This window comes from Aeromonas lacus (assembly GCF_000764665.1).
GTDB lineage: Bacteria > Pseudomonadota > Gammaproteobacteria > Enterobacterales > Aeromonadaceae > Aeromonas > Aeromonas lacus.
The window spans coordinates 86491-110022 of sequence record NZ_JRGM01000131.1 but is presented as its reverse complement, the minus strand read 5'-3'; the positions used below and the strand labels follow the sequence as shown (position 1 = coordinate 110022).

At 57.7% G+C, this 23532-nt stretch carries 20 protein-coding genes; 11 read left to right on the top strand and 9 right to left on the bottom strand.

Going from position 1 to position 23532, the window contains the following annotated elements; translation table 11 throughout:
* Positions 1-26 precede the first annotated feature (26 nt).
* From oppC to LG31_RS0110015, 4 genes are all read right to left on the bottom strand, one after another.
* On the bottom strand, positions 27-938 hold the full coding sequence (gene oppC, locus LG31_RS0110030) for an oligopeptide ABC transporter permease OppC (RefSeq protein WP_033114330.1): 912 nt from the start codon (positions 936-938) through the stop codon (positions 27-29).
* A gap of 14 nt (positions 939-952) precedes the next feature.
* Positions 953-1873 carry an oligopeptide ABC transporter permease OppB gene (gene oppB, locus LG31_RS0110025; protein ID WP_033114329.1) on the bottom strand — a complete coding sequence of 307 codons (921 nt, stop codon included), beginning with the start codon at positions 1871-1873 and terminating at the stop codon, positions 953-955.
* A gap of 96 nt (positions 1874-1969) precedes the next feature.
* On the bottom strand, positions 1970-3589 hold the full coding sequence (locus LG31_RS0110020; RefSeq protein ID WP_033114328.1) for an ABC transporter substrate-binding protein: 1620 nt from the start codon (positions 3587-3589) through the stop codon (positions 1970-1972).
* A 279-nt stretch (positions 3590-3868) separates the two neighbouring features.
* Positions 3869-4504: a YchE family NAAT transporter gene (locus LG31_RS0110015; protein ID WP_033114327.1), complete on the bottom strand. Its 636-nt coding sequence runs from the start codon at positions 4502-4504 to the stop codon at positions 3869-3871.
* Positions 4505-5258: 754 nt separating this feature from the next.
* Here LG31_RS0110015 and adhE point away from each other — a divergent pair.
* Positions 5259-7925 (top strand): bifunctional acetaldehyde-CoA/alcohol dehydrogenase, encoded by a 2667-nt coding sequence (adhE, locus tag LG31_RS0110010; protein WP_033114326.1) that lies wholly within the window; start codon positions 5259-5261, stop codon positions 7923-7925.
* A gap of 450 nt (positions 7926-8375) precedes the next feature.
* On the opposite strand, the gene LG31_RS0110005 is transcribed toward adhE, so the two are convergent.
* The 3 genes from LG31_RS0110005 to LG31_RS20480 all read right to left on the bottom strand — a co-directional run bounded on the left by LG31_RS0110005 (position 8376) and on the right by LG31_RS20480 (position 11268).
* Positions 8376-9116 carry a YebC/PmpR family DNA-binding transcriptional regulator gene (locus tag LG31_RS0110005; protein ID WP_033114325.1) on the bottom strand — a complete coding sequence of 247 codons (741 nt, stop codon included), beginning with the start codon at positions 9114-9116 and terminating at the stop codon, positions 8376-8378.
* 101 nt (positions 9117-9217) lie between these two features.
* A complete protein-coding gene (aspS, locus tag LG31_RS0110000; RefSeq protein ID WP_033114324.1) occupies positions 9218-10984 on the bottom strand; it encodes an aspartate--tRNA ligase in 1767 nt (588 codons plus the stop codon).
* Positions 10985-11016: 32 nt separating this feature from the next.
* A complete protein-coding gene (locus LG31_RS20480; RefSeq protein ID WP_005337686.1) occupies positions 11017-11268 on the bottom strand; it encodes an FmdB family zinc ribbon protein in 252 nt (83 codons plus the stop codon).
* Positions 11269-11420: 152 nt separating this feature from the next.
* Here LG31_RS20480 and LG31_RS0109990 point away from each other — a divergent pair, with 152 nt between their 5' ends.
* The 6 genes from LG31_RS0109990 to LG31_RS0109965 all read left to right on the top strand — a co-directional run bounded on the left by LG31_RS0109990 (position 11421) and on the right by LG31_RS0109965 (position 17686).
* Entirely contained in the window at positions 11421-12269 is an 849-nt protein-coding gene (locus tag LG31_RS0109990) for a DUF72 domain-containing protein (protein ID WP_033114323.1), read from the top strand.
* A 344-nt stretch (positions 12270-12613) separates the two neighbouring features.
* Positions 12614-13360, top strand: coding sequence for a carboxy-S-adenosyl-L-methionine synthase CmoA (cmoA, locus tag LG31_RS0109985; RefSeq protein WP_033114322.1), 747 nt, complete (start codon positions 12614-12616; stop codon positions 13358-13360).
* Complete coding sequence (cmoB, locus tag LG31_RS0109980) at positions 13357-14334, top strand: tRNA 5-methoxyuridine(34)/uridine 5-oxyacetic acid(34) synthase CmoB (RefSeq protein ID WP_033114321.1); 978 nt, start codon at positions 13357-13359, stop codon at positions 14332-14334. Before cmoA ends, cmoB begins: the two co-directional genes overlap by 4 nt.
* 52 nt (positions 14335-14386) lie before the next feature.
* Positions 14387-15175, top strand: coding sequence for an ATP-dependent zinc protease family protein (locus tag LG31_RS0109975; protein ID WP_033114320.1), 789 nt, complete (start codon positions 14387-14389; stop codon positions 15173-15175).
* 3 nt (positions 15176-15178) lie between these two features.
* A complete protein-coding gene (locus tag LG31_RS0109970) occupies positions 15179-16717 on the top strand; it encodes an inactive transglutaminase family protein (RefSeq protein ID WP_033114319.1) in 1539 nt (512 codons plus the stop codon).
* Positions 16718-16720: 3 nt separating this feature from the next.
* Positions 16721-17686, top strand: coding sequence for an alpha-L-glutamate ligase-like protein (locus LG31_RS0109965; RefSeq protein ID WP_033114318.1), 966 nt, complete (start codon positions 16721-16723; stop codon positions 17684-17686).
* Positions 17687-18136: 450 nt separating this feature from the next.
* Here LG31_RS0109965 and LG31_RS0109960 read toward each other — a convergent pair whose 3' ends face one another.
* On the bottom strand, positions 18137-18739 hold the full coding sequence (locus LG31_RS0109960) for a peroxiredoxin C (RefSeq protein WP_033114317.1): 603 nt from the start codon (positions 18737-18739) through the stop codon (positions 18137-18139).
* A 145-nt stretch (positions 18740-18884) separates the two neighbouring features.
* Between LG31_RS0109960 and LG31_RS0109955 the strand changes: the two genes are divergently transcribed.
* From LG31_RS0109955 to LG31_RS21425, 3 genes are all read left to right on the top strand, one after another.
* The gene (locus LG31_RS0109955; RefSeq protein WP_033114316.1) at positions 18885-19799 is read left to right on the top strand and encodes a hydrogen peroxide-inducible genes activator; all 915 of its coding nucleotides are present in this window, start codon (positions 18885-18887) and stop codon (positions 19797-19799) included.
* A 174-nt stretch (positions 19800-19973) separates the two neighbouring features.
* A complete protein-coding gene (locus LG31_RS0109950; protein ID WP_033114315.1) occupies positions 19974-20423 on the top strand; it encodes a C40 family peptidase in 450 nt (149 codons plus the stop codon).
* Positions 20424-20748: 325 nt separating this feature from the next.
* A complete protein-coding gene (locus LG31_RS21425) occupies positions 20749-20925 on the top strand; it encodes a hypothetical protein (RefSeq protein ID WP_104014414.1) in 177 nt (58 codons plus the stop codon).
* Between the two features lie 96 nt (positions 20926-21021).
* On the opposite strand, the gene dsdC is transcribed toward LG31_RS21425, so the two are convergent.
* Positions 21022-21972: a DNA-binding transcriptional regulator DsdC gene (gene dsdC, locus LG31_RS0109945; RefSeq protein WP_033114314.1), complete on the bottom strand. Its 951-nt coding sequence runs from the start codon at positions 21970-21972 to the stop codon at positions 21022-21024.
* Between the two features lie 222 nt (positions 21973-22194).
* Here dsdC and dsdX point away from each other — a divergent pair, with 222 nt between their 5' ends.
* A complete protein-coding gene (gene dsdX, locus LG31_RS0109940) occupies positions 22195-23532 on the top strand; it encodes a D-serine transporter DsdX (RefSeq protein WP_033114313.1) in 1338 nt (445 codons plus the stop codon).

Sequence of the window (23532 nt, the reverse complement as noted above, 5' to 3'; positions counted from 1 at the left end):
TTGCGGGCAGCCACTTGCCGCCTTGATTAGCGATCCTTCGGATCGAGGGCGTCACGCAGACCATCCCCGAGGAAGTTGAAACAGAACAGGGTCACCACCATGAAACCGGCGGGGAACAGGAGTTGCCAGATGGCCACTTCCATCGACTTGGAGCCTTCATCCAGCAGAGCACCCCAGCTGGTCATGGGCTCTTGCACGCCCAGGCCAAGGAAGCTCAGGAAGGATTCGAACATGATCATCCCGGGCACCAGCAGGGTGGCGTAGACCGCCACGATCCCCAGCACGTTGGGCACGATATGGCGGGTGATGATCTTCCACTTGGAGACACCGCAGACGTGGGCCGCCTCAATGAACTCCTTGCTCTTGAGGCTCAAAGTCTGGCCACGCACGATCCGCGCCATGTCGAGCCAGCTCACCGCCCCGATGGCGATAAAGATGAGCGCCAGATTGCGGCCAAAGAAGGTGACCAGCATGATGACAAAGAACATGAAGGGGAAGGCGTTGAGGATCTCCAGTACCCGCATCATCAGGCTGTCGACCCGCCCGCCGATAAAGCCGGAGGCGGCACCATAGAGGGTGCCGATAATGACGGCCACCATGGCCCCCATGATGCCGACCATCAGCGAGATCCGGCCACCCAAGAGGGTTCGCACAAAGAGATCGCGGCCCAGACTGTCGGTACCGAAGTAGTGACCCGCTTCGATGTCCGGCGCACTCTGCATGGCGCCCCAGTCGGGATCGTCAAAGGTGTACTGGGAGAGGTGCGGCCCGACAATGACCGCCAGACCGATGAAGGTCAGGATGATCAGGCTGGTGAGCGCCGCCTTGTTGCGCAGGAAACGGCGACGGGCATCCTTCCACAGGGAGCGCCCCTCCACCACTTCCACTTTCTGCGCGAACGCCTCGACGGCTTCGCGTTTTTCAGTTGAAACAACCATGATGCACTCCCGAATTAGTAACGGATCTTGGGATCGATAAAGGCGTAGAGAATATCGACCACAGCGTTAAAGGTGATGGTGAGGGCGCCGACCAGAATGGTCAGGCCGAGTACCATGGAGTAATCACGGTTAAGGGCACCGTTGACGAACAGCTGACCAATCCCCGGCAGACCGAAGATGGTTTCGATCACCACGGAGCCGGTGATGATGCCGACAAAGGCCGGGCCAAGATAGGAGACCACCGGCAGCATGGCCGGACGCAGCGCGTGCTTCAGGATGATATGGCGCAGCGGCAGCCCCTTGGCTCGGGCGGTGCGGATGAAGTTGGAATTCATGGTCTCGATCATGCTGCCACGCATGATCCGCGAGATGGCGGAGATGTAGTACATCATCATGCCAAACACCGGCAGCACCATAAACTGCACGCCACCACCCTGCCAGCCACCGGCCGGCAACCAGCCAAGATGGATACTGAAGATAAGCACCAGCAAGGGCGCCAGCACAAAGCCCGGGATCACCACCCCGGCCATGGCCGACGACATCAACAAATAGTCGATGATCGTGTTCTGTTTCAGCGCCGCTATGGTGCCGAAAGTGACCCCCAGCGTTACGGCAAAAATAAAGGCGAAGGTACCGATCTTGGCGGAAACCGGCAGCGCCTGACTCACCAGATCGTTGACGGTAAAGTCCTTGTACTTGAAGGAGGGGCCGAGATCACCCTGCACAAGGTTGCCCAGATAGGTGAGATATTGCATCCCGATCGGCTTGTCGAGGCCATATTTGGCTTCGATGTTGGCCATAACTTCGGGGGGGAGCGAGCGCTCGCTGCTAAAGGGGTTACCCGGGGCGAAACGCATCATGAAGAAGGAGACGGTGATCAAGACCAGCAGAGTCGGGATCGCTTCCAGTAGACGTTTAAAAATGAATTTCAACATAGACAATTCCTGTCCTGTACTGCTTCCAAAGGGTCGCGGTTGTAATAAAGGCCCGCCGTCCGGCGGGCCTGCTTGTTATGCGACTTGTAACGAAAATCAGTGAGCGATGATGTACATGTCTTTGCTGTAGAGGTTATCCAGCGGGTTGGCCGGGTAGCCGCCTACATAGGGTTTGACCATACGGGCAGTCACGTACTGGTAGATGGGGGCAATCGGCATGTCCTTGGCCAGGATCTCTTCGGCCTGGACATAGAGCTTGTTGCGGGCAGCCACATCAACCTGATCGCGAGACGAGTCCATCAGCTTGTCAAACTCCGGATTGGAGTATTTGCCGTCGTTATTGCCGTGGGTGGTCTGCATCAGATCCAGCATGGAAGAGGCTTCGTTGTAGTCGGCAATCCAGCCGGCACGACCCACATCAAACTGACCCTGCTTCTTGGTCTCCAGATAGGTTTTCCACTCCTGGTTGACCAGGCTCACCTGCACGCCCAGCTTCTTCCACATGGAAGCAACGGCGACCGCTACTTTCTTGTGGTTGTCGTCGGTGTTGTAGAGCAGCTCGAACTTCAGCGGCTTGCTGGCATCGAAACCGGCCTCTTTCAGCAGCTCTTTTGCCTTGGCATCGCGCTCGGCCTGGGTCATCTTCGACCATTCCGGAGCCACCGGCTTGAAGCCATCCACAAAGTCCGGCACCAGGGTGTAACCCGGTGTCTGGCCCTGACCCATCACCTTGTCGGCGATCACATTACGATCGATGGCATAGGAGAGCGCAGTCCGCACACGTACGTCATCAAACGGCTTCTTCTTGAAGTTGTACTGGTAGTAGTAGGTACCAACGTAGCCAGTCACCTTCAGCTCATCCGGCTTCTCTTTCTTCATCTGCTTGAAGCGCTCGATGGGCATCTGGTAAGTCATGTCCACTTCGCCGGCCAGATAGCGGTTCAGATCGGAGTTGGTGGACTGGATCGGCAGATAGGTCACCTTGTCGATCACTGTCTTGCCGTTGTTCCAGTAGTTGGCGTTGCGCACCACATCAACCCGCTCGTTCACGACCCAATCCTTCAGCTGATAGGCACCGTTGGATACCATGTTGCCGGGCTGGGTCCACTTGTCACCAAACTTCTCGATCACCTTCTTCGGTACCGGGTAGGTGGTGGTGTGGGAGAGCATGCTGACAAAGTAAGGAATGGCTTTCTCGAGCTGCACCTCGAAGGTGTAGTCGTCCACCGCTTTCACGCCCAGAGTGTCGGCAGGTTTCTTGCCGGCAATGATCTCGGAGGCGTTGATGATGGTCGGGATCTCCAGATACCAGGAGTAAGGAGAGGCGGTTTTCGGATCGACTGCGCGTTTGAAGGCAAATTCGAAGTCGTGGGCAGTGACCGGATCACCGTTGGACCACTTGGCATCTTTACGCAGATGGAAGATGTAGTGTTTGTTGTCCTTGGTTTCCCAGGATTCGGCTACCGCAGGCAGGATCTCGCCTTTGGGACCGGAGGCAACGAGACCTTCAAACAGGTCGCGCAGGATATTGGATTCGACCGTTCCTTCGGTCTTGTGCGGGTCAAGGGTCGCAGGCTCGGAGCCGTTGCCTTTTACCAGCTGCTGAACATCAGCCAGCTTGGTTCCCGCCGGGACATCGGCAGCCTGTGCCATATTGATGCCACCAAACAGTGCAGCCATCAGCAATGTGTTAATAATTGTTTTTTTATGAGTCATTTCCATACTCCAACAAGAACATTCCATGCGTTCATTTAAGTGGCGGGCATAGACCCCGCTCCCAGCATAATTCCCTGCCAATTCCGATATTGCAATAGATATTGTCAGGACAATCATCACTTTGCGGTCAAAAAATCAGCTGTCAGCCTGTTTTTCAGAATGAAAATACCAACGGCATGTTCATTTTTTAAACAAGCGTCCGATTCTAAAAAACGGTGACCAAAAAGCAACCAATAAAAAGCCGGTCACGAGGACCGGCTTTCATAAAACAGACCTGGCTCACATCAGGCTGGGGAAGACACCCTTGATACCCGCCACCATGATCTCGATACCGAGCGACATCATGATAAGACCCATAATACGGGTCACCACGTTGATACCGGTATTGCCCATGATTTTGAAGAGCAGCGGCGCGGCGCGGAAAATTAGCCAGGAGCAGAAGGAGAAGACAACGACAACAACCGACATGCCGAGCAGCTGCTGCCAGTGGCTCTGGCTGGCATAGACGATGACCGAGGAGATGGCGCCCGGGCCTGCCATCAATGGCAATGCCAGCGGCACCACGGCGATCGATTCACGCACCGCCAGTTCGCCCTTCTCCTGTTTGTTGTGCTTCACCTCGCCCAGCTTGCCCTGCAGCATCGACCAGGCGATCAGGGTAATCAGCGAACCACCGGCGATACGGAACGATGCCAGCGAGATGCCGAAACCGTCCAGGATCAGCTGCCCCATATACATGGAGACCAGCAGGATGATCATCACCGCAATATTGGCGGTGGTGTTGGTCTTCATCCGCTCAGCCTGGGTGTAGTGGCTGGTCAGGCTGACAAAAACTGGCAGCAGACCCAGGGGGTTGATGATTGCGAACAAACCGACAAAAAACTTCAGGTACAAAGAGACGTCAATTGCAGCCATAGGCGCCTTCCAAACGTGTGCAGGGCCCATCGGGCCAGTCCATTAATTTCGCGCGTAAATTTACATCATCCCCAGGGCGGGCACCAATCAAATAATCTCACCATTTACAGGGTTTTTTAGTTAGTTTCGCTAATGCATGGCCTCAACGTGGCATAAACCGGTGCTAACCAGCACAAAAGGGCTCAATTGCCACCCAACACTTGTCTGTGTGCCCATATCCTGGCTTATCGCCTTTGCTGCGATGGCAAAGATGGCATTGAACGGCTAACTGCCACGCCCCAAAGATCGCTGTCACAGCCATCAATTGGATTAGTCATGGATTAAAACAACATGCAATTTCGTAACAAATGGGGTTTTAGGACAGGTTGAATGGTGACTTTGTAACCACAACATTCATATTTTATAACCTGAAGAGCCTGTTCCACTTCCAGCAAACTGGCTAAAGCTTATTTAACCATTTGATACAAAGCGATTATTACCGTCTATTTACAATCCTCTTTGCTTCCTTCAGGATGCACATTCCGATAACATCCATCAAACATGGATCATGAAATAAAATTTCTTTTGTTCTTTTGTTACACATGATCCAGATCAAGTTTTTCTGAGTCAGCCCCGCTCTATAATCGACTCAGAAAGCAATTTAGTAAGGCATGTGAAAAAGCTGTTGCAACGATACCTCCTTGACAGGGTGACTATAATTGCCGGGCATTGCCAACGTCTTACTAAACAGTTTTCAAATAATCAGGAGATAAACATGGCAGTAACCAATTTGGCTGAACTGGATGCACTGGTCGCCCGCGTTAAGGAAGCACAGCGTGAATTCGCCAGCTTCTCTCAAGAGCAGGTAGACAAGATCTTCCGTGCCGCCGCCCTGGCCGCCAACAACGCCCGTATCCCCCTGGCCCAGATGGCCGTGGAAGAATCCGGTATGGGTATCATCGAAGACAAGGTTATCAAGAACCACTTCGCCTCCGAATACATCTACAACAAGTACAAAGAAGAGAAGACCTGCGGCATTCTGAGCGAAGACACTCAGATGGGCACCATCACCATCGCCGAGCCGGTAGGTATCATCTGTGGTATCGTTCCGACCACCAACCCGACCTCTACTGCGATCTTCAAATCCATGATCGCGCTCAAGACCCGCAACGCCATCATCTTCTCCCCGCACCCCCGTGCCAAGAACTCCACCAATACCGCAGCCAAGCTGGTACTGGATGCAGCTGTTGCCGCCGGTGCACCGAAAGACATCATCGGCTGGATCGACCAACCGTCTGTTGAGCTCTCCAACGCTCTGATGAAACACGACGACATCAACCTGATCCTGGCCACCGGTGGCCCGGGCATGGTGAAAGCAGCCTACTCTTCCGGTAAGCCTGCTATCGGTGTAGGTGCCGGTAACGTGCCTATCGTTATCGACGAAACCGCCGACGTGAAGCGTGCCGTTGCCTCCATCCTGATGTCCAAGACTTTCGATAACGGCGTGGTCTGTGCTTCCGAGCAGGCGGTCATCGTTGTTGATGCCATCTACGACCAGGTTAAAGAGCGCTTTGCATCCCACAAGGGCCATGTGCTCTCCAAAGAAGATGCTGACAAAGTACGTAAAGTCATCCTGATCAACGGCGCCCTGAACGCCAACATCGTTGGCCAACCAGCCACCAAGATTGCCGAGATGGCAGGCGTGACTGTGCCGGCTGATACCAAGATCCTGATCGGTGAAGGCGTCAAGCTGTGTGCAGAAGACGAGTTTGCTCACGAGAAATTGTCCCCGCTGCTCGGTATGTTCCGTGCAAGCAGCTTCGAAAACGCCGTTGATATGGCCTGTGACATGGTCAACATCGGTGGTATCGGCCACACCTCAGGTCTCTACACCGACCAGGACCGCAACGCTGACCGCATCAAGTACTTCGGCGACAAGATGAAGACTGCGCGTATCCTGATCAACACTCCGTCTACCCAAGGCGGTATCGGTGACCTGTACAACTTCGCAATGGCACCGTCCCTGACCCTGGGTTGCGGCTCCTGGAGCGGTAACTCCATCTCAGAAAACGTGGGTCCGAAGCACCTGATCAACAAGAAGACAGTCGCAAAACGGGCAGAAAACATGCTGTGGCACAAACTTCCGAAATCCATCTACTTCCGTCGTGGTTCCCTGCCGATCGCTCTGAGCGACCTGGAAGGTAAAAAGCGTGCCATGGTCGTGACCGACCGCTTCCTGTTCAACAACGGCTACGCCGATGAGCTGGTCAGCCTGCTGAAAGCACAGAATATGGAAGTGGAAGTGTTCTACGAAGTAGAAGCTGACCCGACCCTGGCTGTGGTTCGCAAGGGTGCCGAGATGGCCAACTCCTTCAAACCGGACGTTATCCTGGCGCTGGGGGGTGGTTCACCGATGGATGCTGCCAAGATCATGTGGGTGATGTACGAGCACCCGAACACTGCGTTCGAAGATCTGGCCATGCGCTTCATGGACATCCGCAAGCGTATCTACAAGTTCCCGAAAATGGGCGTGAAGGCCGAACTGGTCTGTATCACCACCACTTCCGGTACCGGCTCTGAAGTCACTCCGTTTGCAGTAGTAACCGATGAAGTGTCTGGTCAGAAGTATCCGCTGGCTGACTACGAGCTGACCCCGAACATGGCCATCGTTGATGCCAACCTGGTCATGGGTATGCCGAAGTCCCTGTGTGCCTTCGGTGGTATCGATGCCGTGACTCACGCCATGGAAGCCTATGTTTCCGTACTGGCCAACGAGTACTCCGACGGTCAGGCGCTGCAAGCCCTGAAAATGCTGAAAGAGTACCTGCCGTCCAGCTACCAGAACGGTGCCAACGACCCGATCGCTCGTGAGAAGGTGCACAATGCTGCCACCATCGCCGGTATCGCGTTCGCCAACGCCTTCCTGGGTGTGTGCCACTCCATGGCTCACAAACTGGGTGCCGAGTTCCACATTCCGCACGGTCTGGCCAACGCCCTGCTGATCAGCAACGTGATCCGCTACAACGCTAACGACAACCCGACCAAGCAGACTGCGTTCTCCCAGTACGACCGTCCGCAAGCTCGCCGTCGTTACGCCGAAGTCGCTGACCACCTGGGTCTGACTGCTGCCGGTGACCGTACCGCTGCCAAGATCGAGAAGCTGCTGACCTGGCTGGATGAACTGAAGGCTACCCTGGGTATCCCGGCCTCCATCCGCGAAGCTGGCGTTGCCGAAGCTGACTTCCTGGCCAAGGTTGACCAGCTGGCTATCGAAGCCTTTGATGACCAGTGCACCGGTGCCAACCCGCGCTACCCGCTGATCAGCGAGCTGAAGCAGGTTCTGCTGGACTCCTACTACGGTCGTCCCTTCACCGAAGCCGCTCCGGTAGCTGCTGCCCCGGTTGAAGCCAAGGTTGAAGGCAAGAAGAAATCCAAGGCCTGATAACCAGTCCTGAGATAACAAGCCCGCGCACTGCGCGGGCTTTTTTTATATGTGACACCCTGCACTCCCCCACTCTCCTCCCTCCCCAACCTGACAACCCGTTACCACTCTCATCCATCAGGTAATCCATACCACAAGCCCCCCGGTACGGGATTGGGTTGCCGGTACAAACTGTGCGAACAATCCCCGCAGCTCTTCTTAGCCAGGCAGACAGCACTGGCCCAGCCGAGAGTATCCGCAAGCCACTGATACAAGAGCTGAATGGAAATCGGGATAGGAAAGGGGAAATTCGGAGAACCTGCCGGAGTGTGATAGCCGGGCGTGGGGATGAGTACTGGCCACGGGCTGTTTCACTGATGAAATAAACAAGGCGATGTCTGTTTCACCTTTGCAACAATAAAAAAATGGCAGCCATCTGGCTGCCATTTGCAACATGAGTGCGAGGCGCGATTACAGGGTCGCTGCCACTTCGTCGGAGATGGAACCGTTGTGGTAAACCTCCTGCACGTCGTCCAGATCTTCCAGCATGTCGATCAGACGCATCAGCTTGGGCGCGGTCTCGGCATCCAGCTCCGCTTCAGTGGAGGGGATCATGGTCACTTCGGCGCTCTGGGCCTTGAAGCCGGCAGCTTCCAGACCATCCAGCACGGTACCGAAATCGTTCGGCGTGGTGTACACCTCGATAGAGCCATCCTCTTCGGTCACCACGTCATCGGCACCCGCTTCCAGCGCGGCGTCCATCAGGGCATCTTCGTCCACGCCAACGAAAGTCAGCAGACCTTTCTTGCTGAACAGATAGGCGACGGAGCCGTCGGTACCCAGGTTGCCACCGCACTTGCTGAAGGCGTGACGCACTTCGGCTACGGTACGGTTGCGGTTGTCAGTCAGGCACTCAACCATGACGGCAGAGCCGGCCGGGCCGTAACCTTCGTATACGATGGTCTCGAGCTGTTCGCCATCGCCACCACCGGCGCCACGCTGGATGGCACGGTTGATGGTGTCGCGGGTCATGTTGTTGGTCAGGGCGGCAGTCACCGCAGCACGCAGACGCGGGTTGTTGGCCGGATCGGCATCACCCAGACGCGCGGAGGTAGTGATTTCGCGGATCAGCTTGGTGAAGATCTTGCCACGCTTGGCATCCTGAGCGGCCTTGCGGTGTTTGATGTTGGCCCATTTACTGTGACCTGCCATAGAGACTCTCCGTTATATTTTTGAAATTTCAGTAACACACGTCATTGCTAACGCAAGGGGAACAGGGAGGCCGCTACGCGACCTCCGGTGCCCGGAAGGGCTTACTCATCACCCTTGACGGTGGTTGCAATCGCCAGCTCACCCAGTTGGGCGGCGTTGGCAAGGCTGGGGGCGTCGGTCATCAGACAGGCGGCCGCAGTGGTTTTCGGGAAGGCAATGACGTCCCGAATGTTTTCAGTGCCGGTCAGCAGCATGCTGAGACGGTCCAGACCGAAGGCCAGACCGGCGTGCGGCGGGGTACCGTACTTCAGGGCATCCAGCAGGAAGCCGAACTTCAGGCGCTGCTCGGCCGGGGTGATACCCAGGATATCGAACACGGTGGCCTGCATCTCGCTGTTGTGGATACGGACAGAGCCGCCGCCCACTTCGTAGCCGTTGATCACCATGTCGTAGGCGTTGGCGTAAGCACTCACCGGGTTGGCTTTCAGCTCGGCCGGGCTCATGTTGCTCGGCGCGGTGAACGGGTGGTGCATGGCAGCCAGACCACCTTCGCCATCTTCCTCGAACATCGGGAAGTCGATGACCCACAGCGGCTTCCAGCTGTTCTCCAGCAGACCCAGATCGCGACCCACTTTCAGACGCAGGGCGCCCATGGCATCGCAAACCACTTTCTTGGAGTCGGCACCGAAGAAGATGATGTCGCCGTCTGCGGCGCCGGTACGGGTCAGGATCTCGCGCACGATGGCGTCAGAGAGGAACTTGGCAACCGGAGACTGCACGCCTTCGATACCGTTGGCCGCTTCGTTGACCTTCATCCAAGCCAAGCCCTTGGCACCGTAGATACCGACAAACTTGGTGTACTCGTCGATCTGCTTGCGAGAGAGCTCGGCGCCGCCCGGTACTTTCAGGGCAGCCACGCGGCCTTTCGGATCGTTGGCGGGGCCAGCGAACACGGCGAACTCGACCGCAGTCAGCAAATCAGCCACATCAACCAGCTCCATCGGCAGACGCAGGTCCGGCTTGTCGGAGCCGTAGCGACGCATGGCTTCGTCGAAGGTCATGATCGGGAAGTCGCCCAGATCCACGTTCAGGATGTGCAGCCACAGTTTGCGGATCATCTCTTCCATCACTTCACGCACCTGCGGTGCGGTCATGAAGGAAGTCTCCACGTCGATCTGGGTGAATTCCGGCTGTCGGTCGGCACGCAGGTCTTCGTCACGGAAGCACTTGACGATCTGGTAATAACGGTCGAAGCCGGACATCATCAGCAGCTGCTTGAACAGCTGGGGAGATTGCGGCAGAGCGTAGAACTTGCCCTTGTGCACGCGGCTCGGCACCAGATAGTCACGGGCACCTTCCGGGGTGGCCTTGGTCAGCATCGGGGTCTCGATATCGAGGAAGCCGTGCTCGTCCATGAAGCGGCGCACGAAGGCACTGGCCTTGGCGCGGGTCTTCAGGTACTTGGCCATCTCGGGGCGACGCAGATCCAGGTAGCGATACTTGAGGCTGATCTCTTCGCTGTTGACCTGGTTGAAGTCCAGCGGCAGCGGCTCGGCACGGTTGATGATGTTGAGCTCGTGAGCGAACACTTCGATGGCACCGGTGGCCATGTCGCTGTTGCGCTGGGACTCGGGACGGGTGCGCACCACACCGGTCACCTGGATGCAGAACTCGCCGCGCAGCTCGGAAGCCAGGGCGAACGCTTCCGGTTTGTCCGGATCGAAGAACACCTGCACGATCCCTTCGCGATCGCGCATGTCGATAAAGATCAGACCGCCGAGATCACGACGACGATGGACCCAACCGCACAATGTAATGGTCTGCCCGGCATGGGCCTCATTGACCTGTCCGCAATAGATAGAGCGCATGGACTTCTTCCTTCGAAATTGTAGAGAGACGGTTAACCTTGGGCCGCCGGGCACGACTGGCAAGCACCGTCTGTCTCACAGCTGGCCAGATTTTTTTTCTTACCCGGTTTGAAATCAGTCTCGTACCATCCGGTTCCCTTGAGCCGGAAGCCTGCCGCCGATATCAGCTTGACCAGATTCGGCTTGCTACAGGCCGGACAGTCGGTCAGGGGGGCATCGGAAAGCTTTTGCAGTTTTGCCAATTCATGGCCACAGACGTCGCAACGATATTCGTAGATAGGCATGGGTCACAAGAAATTGAAAAACAAAAGGGCTGGCATTATAGAGGAAAACCCCCTTTTGGGTAAAATGGCCAGCAGCCTCCTTTCACCAGTTTTTTGCTCTTGATGGCAAAAAAAGGGGCCCGAATTCACCAAGAGCAGAGAGAGACGTCGCCATGAGCCTCTATTTGGGCCTGCCGCAGTGGTCCCACCCCGCCTGGCCCGGCCAGCTACTGGGTCTGGGCGCCAAGCCCGCCGAGCACCTCGCCCACTACGCGACCGTCTTCAACTCGGTGGAGGGCAATACCACCTTCTACGCCCTGCCGACCCCCGATACGGTGCACCGCTGGGCCGATGCGGTGCCTGATCGCTTTCGCTTCAACTTCAAGTTTCCGCAAACCATCAGTCACCAGAGCGATCTGGTGAGCGCAGACAAACAGGTAGCCGACTTTATCCGCCTGCTCGCCCCGCTGCACGACAAGCTGGGGCTGCTCACTCTGCAACTGCCCGCCCGCTTCAGCCCGGAGGGGCTGCCCCGGCTTGCAGCCTTTATCGAAGGGCTGCCGCCGGCGTTTCGCTACGCCCTCGAGGTGCGCCATCCCGACTTCTTCGCCAAGGGGGAGGCCGAGCGGGCATTGAACCGGCTGCTGATGGAAAAAGGGGTCAACCGGGTGATGCTCGACAGCCGCCCGCTCTTCTCGGTACCAGCCACTACCGCAGCCCTTGTAGATGCCCAAGGTAAAAAGCCGCGTCTGCCGGTACATCTGCTGGCGACCGCCAACGCCCCCATGGTGCGCCTGATTGGCTTGCCGGATCCGGCGGCCAACCACCCCTTCCTGCCCAGCTGGATACCCCATTGGCGCCAATGGCTGGCCGAGGGGAAGGATCTTTACCTCTACATCCATACCGCCGACAACGCCCAAGCCCCCGAACTGGCCCGTCAGGTAACCCGTCTGCTGGGGCAAGAGATGGCCCCCTGGCCGGGGGAAAACGATCGCGCGCGGCAGGGAGTGCTGCCCTTTTAACCAGTGGCACAAGCAACCCTCGCAGAGCCCCGAAAACGCAGTAAAAAAAGGGCGATTTTTGTGGTTTGGCGGGGCCCGGCGTCAAGACAAATGGCCGTCAATCCTCTACACTAGCGCCCCATGCAAGGAGCCCTGTCACCGTTACTGTTAATCAGTGGTAACAAATGACTCGGCTCCCGATAAGGGTCCGGAGATGACCCCTACGAACAGGACCGGTCACCAGGAGCTCATGACCGGCCACCCCGTTCGTAAACAGGTGATGAGCCACCCCCAGACGGGTGCCACCCAACGATTCAATTGAACAAAGCAGTCGGCCGATATGCCGGCTGTCAGGTTGCGCCAGCATGCATACCAAAGATCAAATATTTGCCGCCCCCATCGCCCGTTTGGGTGATTTCTGCTTTGACGAACAGGTCGTCGATGTCTTTCCCGACATGATCCAGCGCTCGGTGCCGGGTTACAGCAACATCATCTCTGCCATCGGCATGATGGCCGCCCGCTACGCCCAACCCGAGAGCCGACTCTATGACCTCGGCTGTTCGCTGGGCGCCGCCACTCAGGCGATGCGCCGCCATATCAGCCAGCCCGGTTGCCGCATCACGGCGGTGGATCTCTCCCACCCCATGATCGAGCGCGCCCGTGCCCACCTCTCCGGTTTCAAATCCGAGGTGCCGGTGGAGCTGGTGGAGGCGGATATCTGCGACATCGAGATTGAGAACGCCTCGGTGGTGGTGCTCAACTTCACCCTGCAGTTTGTCGAGCCCGAGAAGCGGGCTGCCCTGATCCAGCGCATTCACGATGGTCTGCGCCCGGGCGGGATCCTGATCCTGAGCGAGAAGTTCCGCTTCGAAGACGAGCCGGTCAACGAGCTGCTCATCGACCTGCACCTCGACTTCAAGCGCGCCAACGGTTATAGCGAGCTGGAGATCAGCCAGAAGCGCACCGCCCTCGAGAACGTGATGCGCACCGACAGCTTGCCGGTACATCAGGCCCGTCTGCGCGACGCCGGTTTCGTCCATCAGGATCTCTGGTTCCAGTGCTTCAACTTCGGCTCCATGATTGCCATCAAATCCAGCGACGCCCAGCCATGATCGACTTTGCCAACTTCTATCAACTGATCGCCAAAAACCGGCTGAGCCACTGGCTGCATACCCTGCCCGCCCAGCTGCACGCCTGGCAACACGATAACCAGCACGGCGATCTGCCGCGCTGGAACCGCGCCCTCAACAAGCTGCCGGCCGTCGCCCCCGACCACGTCGAGCTGAAAAGCCGGGTTGAAATCGGCTCGGCCGAGAGCCTGGGTGAAGGGGAGCGCAAGAAGGTCGAGAGCCTGCTGCGCCACTTCATGCCCTGGCGCAAGGGGCCGTTCACCGTGCACGGCATCCATATCGACACCGAGTGGCGCTCCGACTGGAAGTGGGATCGGGTCTTGCCCCATATCAGCCCGCTTGAAGGCCGCTACGTGCTGGATGTGGGCTGCGGCAGCGGCTATCACCTCTGGCGCATGGTGGGTGAAGGGGCCAAGCTCGCGGTCGGCATCGATCCGAGCCCGCTGTTCCTCTGCCAGTTCGAGGCGATTCGCCACTTCGCCGGCAACGACCAGCGTGCCCACCTGCTGCCGCTCGGGATTCAGGAGCTGCCGGAGCTGCGGGCGTTTGACACCGTCTTCTCCATGGGGGTGCTCTATCACCGCAAATCCCCCATCGAGCACATCGAGCAGCTGCGCAACCAGCTCAAGGATGATGGCGAGCTGGTGCTGGAGACGCTGGTGATTGACGGCGGTGTCAATGATGTGCTGATGCCCATCGACCGCTACGGCAAGATGCGCAACGTCTGGTTTATTCCATCCAGCGCCGCCCTCAAGCTATGGGTCGAGCGTTGCGGCTTCACCGACGTGCGAATTGTCGATGAAAATATGACCAGCACGGACGAACAGCGTCGTACCGACTGGATGATTAATGAATCCCTGAGTGATTATCTGGACCCAGACAATCCGGCACTCACGGTAGAAGGACATCCGGCACCGAAACGTGCCGTACTGATTGCCAGAAAGGCCAAAGACTAGCCGATGGCGGCTGTGGAAGTTACACTGACCCAATTCCAGGAAGCACAGTTAAATGAATGACATGAAAAGCAAATTAAAAGGAATGACCCTGCTCTCCCTGCTCAGTCTCGGCGGGTGTGTCAATATGGAAAAAGCGCCCCAGGTTCCTGCACTGACACTGGCCGAGTTGCGTAGCGAGCTGAGCCAGAGCGAGCAGCGCCTGCAAACATCCATGGAGCAGCAACAGAAGCAGTATGTGCAGCAACAGCACCTGCTGGTTCAGCTCAATACAGATGTCACCAATATGAAAGAGTCCGTCAAACAAGTAGATCACAAGATCGCCGCCCTCCCCTCCGAACCGCCCAAGCCGATGGCTGTACCAGCCGAGAAGTGTCCGGTGCCCAATCAGGGTCACACCATCGATGGCAAGCTGATGGTGGGTGAAGCGGAGTGGATCTGGGTGGATGCCGCCAATGACGCCTTCCAGGCCCGGGTCGATACCGGTGCGACCACCTCCTCCATCAGCGCTCAGGAGATCACCATTTTCGAGCGCAACGGCAAAAACTGGGTTCGCTTCCTGCTGAGCCATCAGGACGCCGACGACAAGATCCAGATCGAAGCGCCGCTGGTACGCCACGTGCGGGTACGTCAGGCCTCTGCCGACGATCTCGACCGCCGTCCCGTGGTCCGTCTGACCGTGCGCATCGGCGACATGACCGAGAAGGCCGAATTTACCCTGAAAGATCGTAGCGACATGGCCTTCCCCGTGCTGCTGGGTCGTGAATTCCTGAAAGATATCGCTGTGGTCGATGTGGCCCGCGAATATATCCAACCCAAACCCAAGCTCAAGGATGTGAAATAATCCATGGTTTCCCGTAAGCCGTTCTATTTGCTGGTAGCCCTGCTGTACATTGTCGGCCTGGGGATGACGATCTATCACCACATCGCGTTGGACGTTCCGCTCACGCCCGGTGAAAAGCGCCAGATCTGGTCTATCGAAGCCAAGCTGGAGTTTGAAGCCACCGGTGAGCCGGTGATCGCCTCCCTGGCCATTCCGGGTACCCAGCCCGGCTTTACCCTGATGAACGAAAACGCCGCCAGCCCCGGCTACGGCCTCTCCTTCGTCGAGAAGGATGGCGATGCGCGCGCCGAGTGGTCGATCCGCACCGCCTCCGGCCGTCAGGAGCTCTACTACCGCGTCGACATGATGGCGGATGCCCACGCCAAGCCGGCTGCCAACCCGCAGCCGCCCGCCATCGAGAAGCAGATCGAGAGCGAGCCCTACGCCACCGCCATGAAGCAGATCCTGGAGCGCGCCCAGGAGCGCTCTGCCGACGGCTACACCCTGACTCGCGAGATCATCAAGGAGATCGAGAAGCAGGAGCAGAACGCCGAGCTGCTGAAAAAGCACAAGAGCCGCGCCAACCTGATCGCCGAGCTGCTCAACAATGCTGATGTACCGGCCCGCGTCGTCCACGCCCTGAGCCTGGAAGATGGTCGCCGTCGTCAGGAGCTGGTCGATTACCTGCAGGTGTTCAACAGCCCGACCGACTACAAGCTGTTCAACCCCCAGACCGGCGAACAGGGCCGTCCTGGCAACCTGCTGCTGTGGGAATACAACTCCGGCTCGTTGCTGGATGTGACTGGCGGCCACAACTCCAAGGTAAGCTTCTCGATGATCGAGCAGGAGCAACCGGTGAGCGTGGCGCTGGCCCAGAAGTTTGAAAAGTCAGAGATGATGAACTTCTCCATCCACAGCCTGCCGCTGGAAGAGCAGACCCTGTTCAAGGGCTTGCTGCTGATCCCCATCGGCGTGCTGATGGTAGTGTTCCTGCGGGTCATCGTCGGGATCAAGACCTCCGGTACCTTTATGCCGGTGCTGATCGCGGTCGCCTTTATCCAGACCCAGCTGATCACCGGTCTGGTGGGCTTCCTGCTTATCGTCGGCACCGGTCTGGTGATCCGCTCCTACCTGTCGCGGCTCAACCTGCTGCTGGTCGCGCGGATATCGGCCATCATCATCATGGTTATCTCGTTGATCGGGGTCTTCTCGGCGTTCGCCTTCAAGCTGGGGCTGACCGACGGCATGAAGATCACCTTCTTCCCGATGATCATCCTCTCCTGGACCATCGAACGGATGTCCATCCTGTGGGAAGAAGAGGGTCCGAAAGAGGTATTCCGCCAGGGTGGCGGCTCCCTGCTGGTGGCAGTCATCGCCTATCTGGCCATGGATAACGAGCTCATTCGTCACCTCACCTTCAACTTCCTCGGCCTGCAGCTGGTACTGATGGCGACCGTGTTGTTGATGGGTAACTACACCGGCTACAAGCTGAGCGAGCTCAAGCGCTTCAAGCCGCTGGTGGACGAGATGAAATCTGGTGCCACCCCGGGTAAGGACAAGTAACAGATGTGGTTCTGGGAAAAGTACACCACCCCGTGGAGCCTGTCGCAGGCAGGCATCCTCGGCATGAACAAGCGCAACCACTCCTACATCAGCCGCTACAATCCGCGCAGCCTCTATCCGCTGGTGGATGACAAGCTGCAGACCAAGCGTATTGCGCTGGATGCGGGCGTAACGGTGCCGGAACTGATCGGCACCATCCGCGCCCAGCACGACGTGGGTCGCATTACCGAGCTGGTCAAGGATTGGCCAGGCTTCTGCATCAAGCCGGCGCGCGGCTCCGGCGGCAAGGGGATCCTGGTGATCCTGCGTCAGGAAGATGGCCTCTTCTACAAGCCCAACGGCAGTGCCAGCAACGGTCAGGATCTGGAGCGCCATGTCTCCAACATTCTGGCGGGGCTCTATTCGCTGGGCGGCAAGCCCGACGTGGCGCTGGTCGAAGGCCTCATCAACTTCGATGACGTGTTCGACGGCTACTCGTTTGAAGGGGTGCCCGATGCCCGGGTGATCATCTTCAAGGGCTTCCCGGTGATGGCGATGATGCGCCTCTCCACCTCGGCTTCTGATGGCAAGGCGAACCTGCACCAGGGTGCTGTGGGCGTGGGTCTCTGCCTGCGTACCGGCCGCGCCCTGCGGGCGGTGCAGTTTGGCAATCCGCTGCGCCACCATCCGGATACCGGCCTCGATCTCTACGAGCTCAAGGTGCCCCACTGGGATACCCTGCTGACGCTGGCCGCCTCCTGCTACGAGATGTCGGGTCTGGGTTATATCGGTACCGACATGGTGCTCGACAAGTTCCGCGGCCCCATGCTGCTGGAGCTCAACGCCCGCCCGGGTCTGGCCATTCAAATCGCCAACGGCCGCGGTCTGGTGCCCAACCTCAAGACCATCGAGAAGCTCGGTCAGGTGAAGATGAACGTGGAGCAGCGGGTCAATTTCGCCAAGGAGCACTTCGGGGTCTTTGACGAATAGCCGCTGATTCCCGCAAACAAGCGCGCCCAAGGCGCGCTTTTTTTATCCTTCGCATTTCTCTGCGGGCAAACCCACTGCGCACCGCTCAACTCTCGCAGCCATGCCGCTTGCCCACGATCCTCTTGCTGATAAGGGGCAACACGGCGCTTCACTATCGCCTATTCCGGCGACGCTTCTGCCCTCTCCCGGACTCATATTGTTGCAAATTAAGATGGAAAATCTTGATATTCGTTGCGTAGGTGAAACAATTTCAGCGCCAGATAGCGGCCCGACGCGCCATGGCCTGCTGGGAACTGCGACCGAGCTCTTGCCCGACACAGTCATTCCGGGCTCCTGCCATGGGCAATGAGCAAGACCCGCATGACCTTGCGCTATGAACATCGGGATAAATTGCAGATATAAAAAAACCGGTGCCTTGGCACCGGTTTTTCAAGCAGAGAGCGAACCCGATTACAGGGAGTCAGCATTCTCGGACAGGTACTTGGCAACGCCGTCCGGAGAGGCTTGCATACCTTTTTTGCCTTTTTCCCACTGAGCCGGGCACACTTCGCCGTGCTCTTCGTGGAACTGCAGGGCGTCGACCATGCGCAGCATTTCGTCAATGTTACGGCCCAGCGGCAGATCGTTGACAACCTGGTGACGAACAACACCGTTCTTGTCGATCAGGAAGGAGCCACGGAAAGCAACACCGGCTTCCGGATGCTCAACGTCGTAGGCTTTGCAGATTTCGTGCTTGACGTCGGCGATCAGCGGGTACTTGACCTGACCGATACCACCATCTTCCACTTTGGTGTTGCGCCATGCGTTGTGGGAGAACTGGGAATCGATGGAAACACCGATCACTTCCACGCCGCGCTTCTGGAACTCTTCATAGCGGTGGTCGAAGGCAATCAGCTCGGACGGGCAAACGAAGGTGAAATCGAGCGGATAGAAGAAGACAACGGCAGCTTTGCCTTTGATGTGGGATGACAGGGTGAAAGTGTCAACAATCTCACCATTACCCAGAACAGCTGCAGCGGTAAAATCGGGTGCGGGACGGCCTACCAATACCATATTCAATTCCTCTTTATGTGAAGTGAACAATCCAGTCAGGATTGGGCTACCTAGAGCCAAGTCCGTCTAATTCAAGCGACAAACTATATACCCGGTGGTAGATTAGTAAATCAAATTAAATAGATAGCATTAATCGGGTTTTTCTATGCAACGTTGGCCCAGCCTCAAACAGCTGCAATATCTGGTTGCTCTCGACGAGCACAAAAACTTCAATCGCGCCGCCAAGGCCTGTCATGTCAGTCAATCGACCCTGAGTACCGGGATCCAGACGCTGGAGGACATGATGAACCTGCAACTGGTGGAGCGTGACCACAAGAGCTTCATTATGACCCCGGTCGGCATGGAAATCGTCGAGCGAGCTCGCAATTTGCTCTCCGATGCGCGGGATCTGATGGAACTTGGCCTCAATCAGGGTGGGGTGATGCAGGGGACGGTGCGCCTCGGCTGCATTCCCACCATTGCCCCCTTCCTCCTGAGCAAGCTGCTCAAAGAGTGCAGCAAGGCCTATCCTGACCTCGAATTGTTGCTGCGGGAAGACACCACCAGCAATCTGCTCAAGCAACTTGAGCAGGGTCAGCTCGACCTGCTGATCCTCGCCCTGCCCATCGAGATTGGCGGTTTTCACTGCAAGACGGTCGGTCAGGATCCCTTCCACATGGTGATGCCCGCCAGCATGGCGGCCGGCCTGCACACCCCGTTCGACTACAAGGAGCTGCCCAACCAGAGCATCTTCCTGCTGGAGCGGGAGCACTGCCTCACCGAGCATGCGGTGAGCGCCTGCCGGCTGCGGGACAAGAGCAAGATCAACCCGTTTGCCGCCACCAGCCTGCACACCCTGGTGCAGATGGTGGAAGCGGGTCTTGGCACCACCTTCCTGCCCCAGATGGCCATCGATGCCGGCATTCTCGACAACTCCGATCTGGTGGCCATCCCGCTGCCAGGCGAACACCCCTACCGCGAGATCGGGCTGGTGTGGCGCCCCAGCACCACCCGGGTGCAGACCTTCTACAAGCTGGCCGAGCTGCTCAAGCCGCTGATCAGCCCGTCTCCTGACCTGTGACGCCAGACCCCAAGCGCCAGCCACCGTGCTGGCGTTTTTTTGCAACAAAGCGACCATTTTTGTCACATCTAGCTAGGTATCTGACCAATACCTTGTTTATGATGGAAAAGTTGTCGTGCCGAACGTGTCCTGTCGCACCTGTTTTGCCACGTTTGTTCTGGAGAATGTGCCCCGATGTACCGTCCGTTGCAGCTCATCCTGCTGACCCTGCTGCTGGCCGCCTGTTCCAGCACGCCTGAGCCACCGCCGGCCCCGCGCCAGAACAGCGCCTTCGACGGCTTCTATCAGCAGTGGCGAGGGGTGCCCTACCGGATGGGCGGCACCAGCCGCGCCGGGCTCGACTGCTCAGCCTTCACCCAGCTCGCCTACAACCAGGTGCTGGGGGTCAACCTGCCAAGAACCACCGAATCCCAGGCCAATATCGGCCAACCCGTCGATCGCTACCGGCTGCAGCACGGCGATCTGGTCTTCTTCAAGACCGGCTGGCAGCAGTATCACGTGGGGGTCTACACCGGTGCCGGGGAGTTTATCCACGCCTCCACCAGCAAGGGGGTGATCCGCTCGCGGCTCGACAATGTCTACTGGAAAAGCCGCTACTGGCAGGCACGCCGCCTCACTCAGTAATTTTCCAGCCATACAGCCCGCAGCAGACCAGAGAGGGGCGCAAGCTTTCTGGCCCCTTCTATCGCTATCAGGCTCAATTTTTGCCCGATTTATAACCCAATTGACCCCAAAACCTGATCTTCACATCTTTTTGTGATAAGGTAGTGGCCAATTTTTGACACCTTCGCTCCTTTCTCGACCGCTATCTGTCTGAATTGACACTTATAACGGCGAAAAACAGGGAGATCCGCAGACAAGGCGCAAGGTGCCTGCGACCGGGCCCGTTCAGGGTGTGGAGCCGTCGCAGCCGCAGTATCAATCGTCAAATTGATAAGGAGATCGTGCAATGAAACAGTACCAAAGCTGGCTTGGACAATATCTGATGAGCCGCCGCGATGGCGACCACGCCATGGCATCCGAGCTTGCCAGCTCCATCTGCGAGTTCTGGCAGCAGCAAGGGGATGAGACCGAGCTGGACAAGTGGCAGCAGATTTACCAGCACCATCTGGAAAGAACCACCTGATCCTTCGACTATTCGCCTTGCAGCACCAAGCTGCAAGGCGCTTGTTTATCTCCTCCCCCAATAACCTCTATTTTGTTTTTCCAGCTGCGGGCCCCATCAGGCCGATGCAGTCTCTTGCGCCGTTTGCTGCGCCCACTCGATAAACGCCTGGATCTTGGGACACTGGCGATTGGGCAGGGTCGCAATGTAGTAACGCTGTTCGCACTTCACCTCACGGCCCGAAAACGGGGTCACCAGTTCGTTGCGCGCCAACCGCTTGCTCACCAGATTCTTGCGTCCCATGGCGATGCCCCCGTGGTTCATGGCGGCGATGATGGCGAGATCGGAGCGATCAAAGCCCATATTTAGCCGGCAATCAGCGAGGCTCACTCCGTGGTGGCGTGCCCAGCTCTCCCACTCATCACCATCGGAGTCATACCCCCAGGCCTGTCGATCGTGCAGCAACCGACAGTGCTGCAGGTTGCCGGGATTCTCCAGCAGATTGTGTTGCATGGCATATTCGGGGCTGCAAACCGGCACTATGTACTCATCCATCAGATGGTGGATGGCGAGCCGCTCCGGCACCTTCTCATCGAAGTAGAGGGTCAGATCGATGCCATAACCGTGCAGATTGATGTTCTCGTTGCCGGTCACAATGTTCAGCTCGATCTGGGGATGCAGTCTTGAGAAGTCGGCCAGCCTTGGCACCAGCCAGCACTGGGCGATGGAGGGGCGCGAGTAGATGGTCAGAGTGCCCGAGAGCTCCTGATTTCTGATCTCCAGGATCTCCTGATTGATGAACTCCAGCGATGACTTGAGCGCCCAGAACACCCGCTGCCCTTCCGCGGTCAACACCACCTTACGATGGAAACGCTCAAAGAGCTGAAAGCCCAGCTCCTCCTCCAGCGCGCTGATCCGGTGACTGACGGCACTCGGGCTCAGCGACAGTTCATCGGCTGCCATGGCAAAAGAGCCGTGGCGCGCTGCCGCCTCGAAGGTGTGCAGCTTGGCCAGCTGGTAGCCATTCAGCAGCTTGTTGCGTGATATGTAGTGATCCGCGATATACATGCAAACTCCTCTCACCGGTTCACGTACATCATACCGCGCATCCCCCCTTTCCAGATGCAATGCAAAGACCCAATAAACATCATTTACAGAAAATGTGACCAATAAGGCCATTTTGCATCACTTCAGCTCATCCAAGTGGTCGATTTCATCATTTGTCAGCCCCGCCTCATTTTCATTCAATAGCGCATAAACAATCACACACAACAGATGTCGAGGCGCAGTATGAGTTCAGAGGTATGGGTCATCGCTACCTTGCTAAGTAGCATCGTTCTTATCGTGGTCACCATAGTGAAGGGCAAGATCCACCCCTTTCTTGCCCTGCTGCTGGCCAGCTTCTATGTGGGCACCCTGATGGGGATGGAGCCCCTCAAGATGGTCAGCGCCATGGAAGAGGGAATTGGCGGCACGCTCGGCTTTCTCGCCGCCGTCATCGGCCTTGGCACCATACTCGGCAAGATGATGGAGGTGTCGGGCGCGGCGGAGCGTATCGGCCTCGCCCTGCAGAGATGCCGCTGGCTCTCGCCGGATGTCATCATGGTGCTGGTTGGTCTGGTATGTGGCATCACTCTGTTCGTCGAAGTCGGCGTGGTGCTGCTGATCCCGCTCGCCTTCTCCATCGCCCGCAAGACCAACACCTCGCTGCTCAAGCTGGCCATTCCGCTCTGCACCGCCCTGATGGCCGTGCACTGCATCGTACCGCCGCACCCTGCGGCCCTCTATGTCACCAATCAGCTGGGCGCCGATGTGGGTTCCGTCATCGTCTATGGTCTGGCGGTCGGCCTCTTTGCCTCCCTTATCGGCGGCCCCTTGTTCCTCAAACTGCTGGGTAACCGGCTCCCGTTCAAGGGGGTACCCGATGCCTTTGCCGACATCAAGGCGCGCGATGAGGCAACTCTCCCGACCTTGAGCGCCTCGCTCTTTACCGTGCTGCTGCCCATCCTGCTGATGCTGGCCAAGACGGTCGCCGAGCTCAATATGGATCACGCAAGCCACCTCTATGTCGTGCTGGAGTTTATCGGCAACCCCATCACCGCCATGTTTATCGCTGCCTTCACCGCCTACTACATACTGGGGATCCGCCAGCAGATGAAGATGGAAGGGTTGCTTAGCAAGACCGAGGAGTGCTTCTCCTCCATCGCCAATATCCTGCTCATCATCGGTGCGGGTGGCGCCTTCAACGGCGTACTCAAGGCGAGCGGGCTGGGCGATAGCCTGGCCACCATCCTCTCCCAGCTGGATATGCATCCCATCCTGCTGGCCTGGCTGGTTGCCATCGTACTGCACGCCGCCGTGGGCTCTGCCACCGTCGCAATGATGGGTGCCACCGCCATTGTCTCCCCCATCATGGTGCACTACCCGAACATCAGCCCGGAGATCATGACCCTGGCCATCGGCTCCGGTGCCATCGGCTGCACCATGGTGACTGACTCCCTGTTCTGGCTGGTCAAGCAGTATTGCGGCGCCACCCTGAACGAAACGCTCAAGTACTACACCACCGCCACCTTTGTCGCCTCCCTGATGGCGCTGGCCGGTACCTTCCTGCTCTCCTTTATCGTGTAA

Bases quoted from the DNA above. Each gene is read 5' to 3' on its own strand.
- LG31_RS0109975 (WP_033114320.1), top strand. From the start codon at position 14,387: ATGAATGACATGAAAAGCAAATTAAAAGGAATGACCCTGCTCTCCCTG.
- LG31_RS21425 (WP_104014414.1), top strand. From the start codon at position 20,749: ATGAAACAGTACCAAAGCTGGCTTGGACAATATCTGATGAGCCGCCGC.
- cmoA (WP_033114322.1), top strand. From the start codon at position 12,614: ATGCATACCAAAGATCAAATATTTGCCGCCCCCATCGCCCGTTTGGGT.
- LG31_RS0109950 (WP_033114315.1), top strand. From the start codon at position 19,974: ATGTACCGTCCGTTGCAGCTCATCCTGCTGACCCTGCTGCTGGCCGCC.
- LG31_RS0109955 (WP_033114316.1), top strand. From the start codon at position 18,885: ATGCAACGTTGGCCCAGCCTCAAACAGCTGCAATATCTGGTTGCTCTC.
- LG31_RS0109970 (WP_033114319.1), top strand. From the start codon at position 15,179: ATGGTTTCCCGTAAGCCGTTCTATTTGCTGGTAGCCCTGCTGTACATT.
- adhE (WP_033114326.1), top strand. From the start codon at position 5,259: ATGGCAGTAACCAATTTGGCTGAACTGGATGCACTGGTCGCCCGCGTT.
- aspS (WP_033114324.1), bottom strand. From the start codon at position 10,984: ATGCGCTCTATCTATTGCGGACAGGTCAATGAGGCCCATGCCGGGCAG.
- LG31_RS0109960 (WP_033114317.1), bottom strand. From the start codon at position 18,739: ATGGTATTGGTAGGCCGTCCCGCACCCGATTTTACCGCTGCAGCTGTT.
- LG31_RS0110015 (WP_033114327.1), bottom strand. From the start codon at position 4,504: ATGGCTGCAATTGACGTCTCTTTGTACCTGAAGTTTTTTGTCGGTTTG.
- cmoB (WP_033114321.1), top strand. From the start codon at position 13,357: ATGATCGACTTTGCCAACTTCTATCAACTGATCGCCAAAAACCGGCTG.
- LG31_RS0110020 (WP_033114328.1), bottom strand. From the start codon at position 3,589: ATGACTCATAAAAAAACAATTATTAACACATTGCTGATGGCTGCACTG.
- LG31_RS0109965 (WP_033114318.1), top strand. From the start codon at position 16,721: ATGTGGTTCTGGGAAAAGTACACCACCCCGTGGAGCCTGTCGCAGGCA.
- dsdX (WP_033114313.1), top strand. From the start codon at position 22,195: ATGAGTTCAGAGGTATGGGTCATCGCTACCTTGCTAAGTAGCATCGTT.
- oppC (WP_033114330.1), bottom strand. From the start codon at position 938: ATGGTTGTTTCAACTGAAAAACGCGAAGCCGTCGAGGCGTTCGCGCAG.
- LG31_RS0110005 (WP_033114325.1), bottom strand. From the start codon at position 9,116: ATGGCAGGTCACAGTAAATGGGCCAACATCAAACACCGCAAGGCCGCT.
- LG31_RS20480 (WP_005337686.1), bottom strand. From the start codon at position 11,268: ATGCCTATCTACGAATATCGTTGCGACGTCTGTGGCCATGAATTGGCA.
- oppB (WP_033114329.1), bottom strand. From the start codon at position 1,873: ATGTTGAAATTCATTTTTAAACGTCTACTGGAAGCGATCCCGACTCTG.
- LG31_RS0109990 (WP_033114323.1), top strand. From the start codon at position 11,421: ATGAGCCTCTATTTGGGCCTGCCGCAGTGGTCCCACCCCGCCTGGCCC.
- dsdC (WP_033114314.1), bottom strand. From the start codon at position 21,972: ATGTATATCGCGGATCACTACATATCACGCAACAAGCTGCTGAATGGC.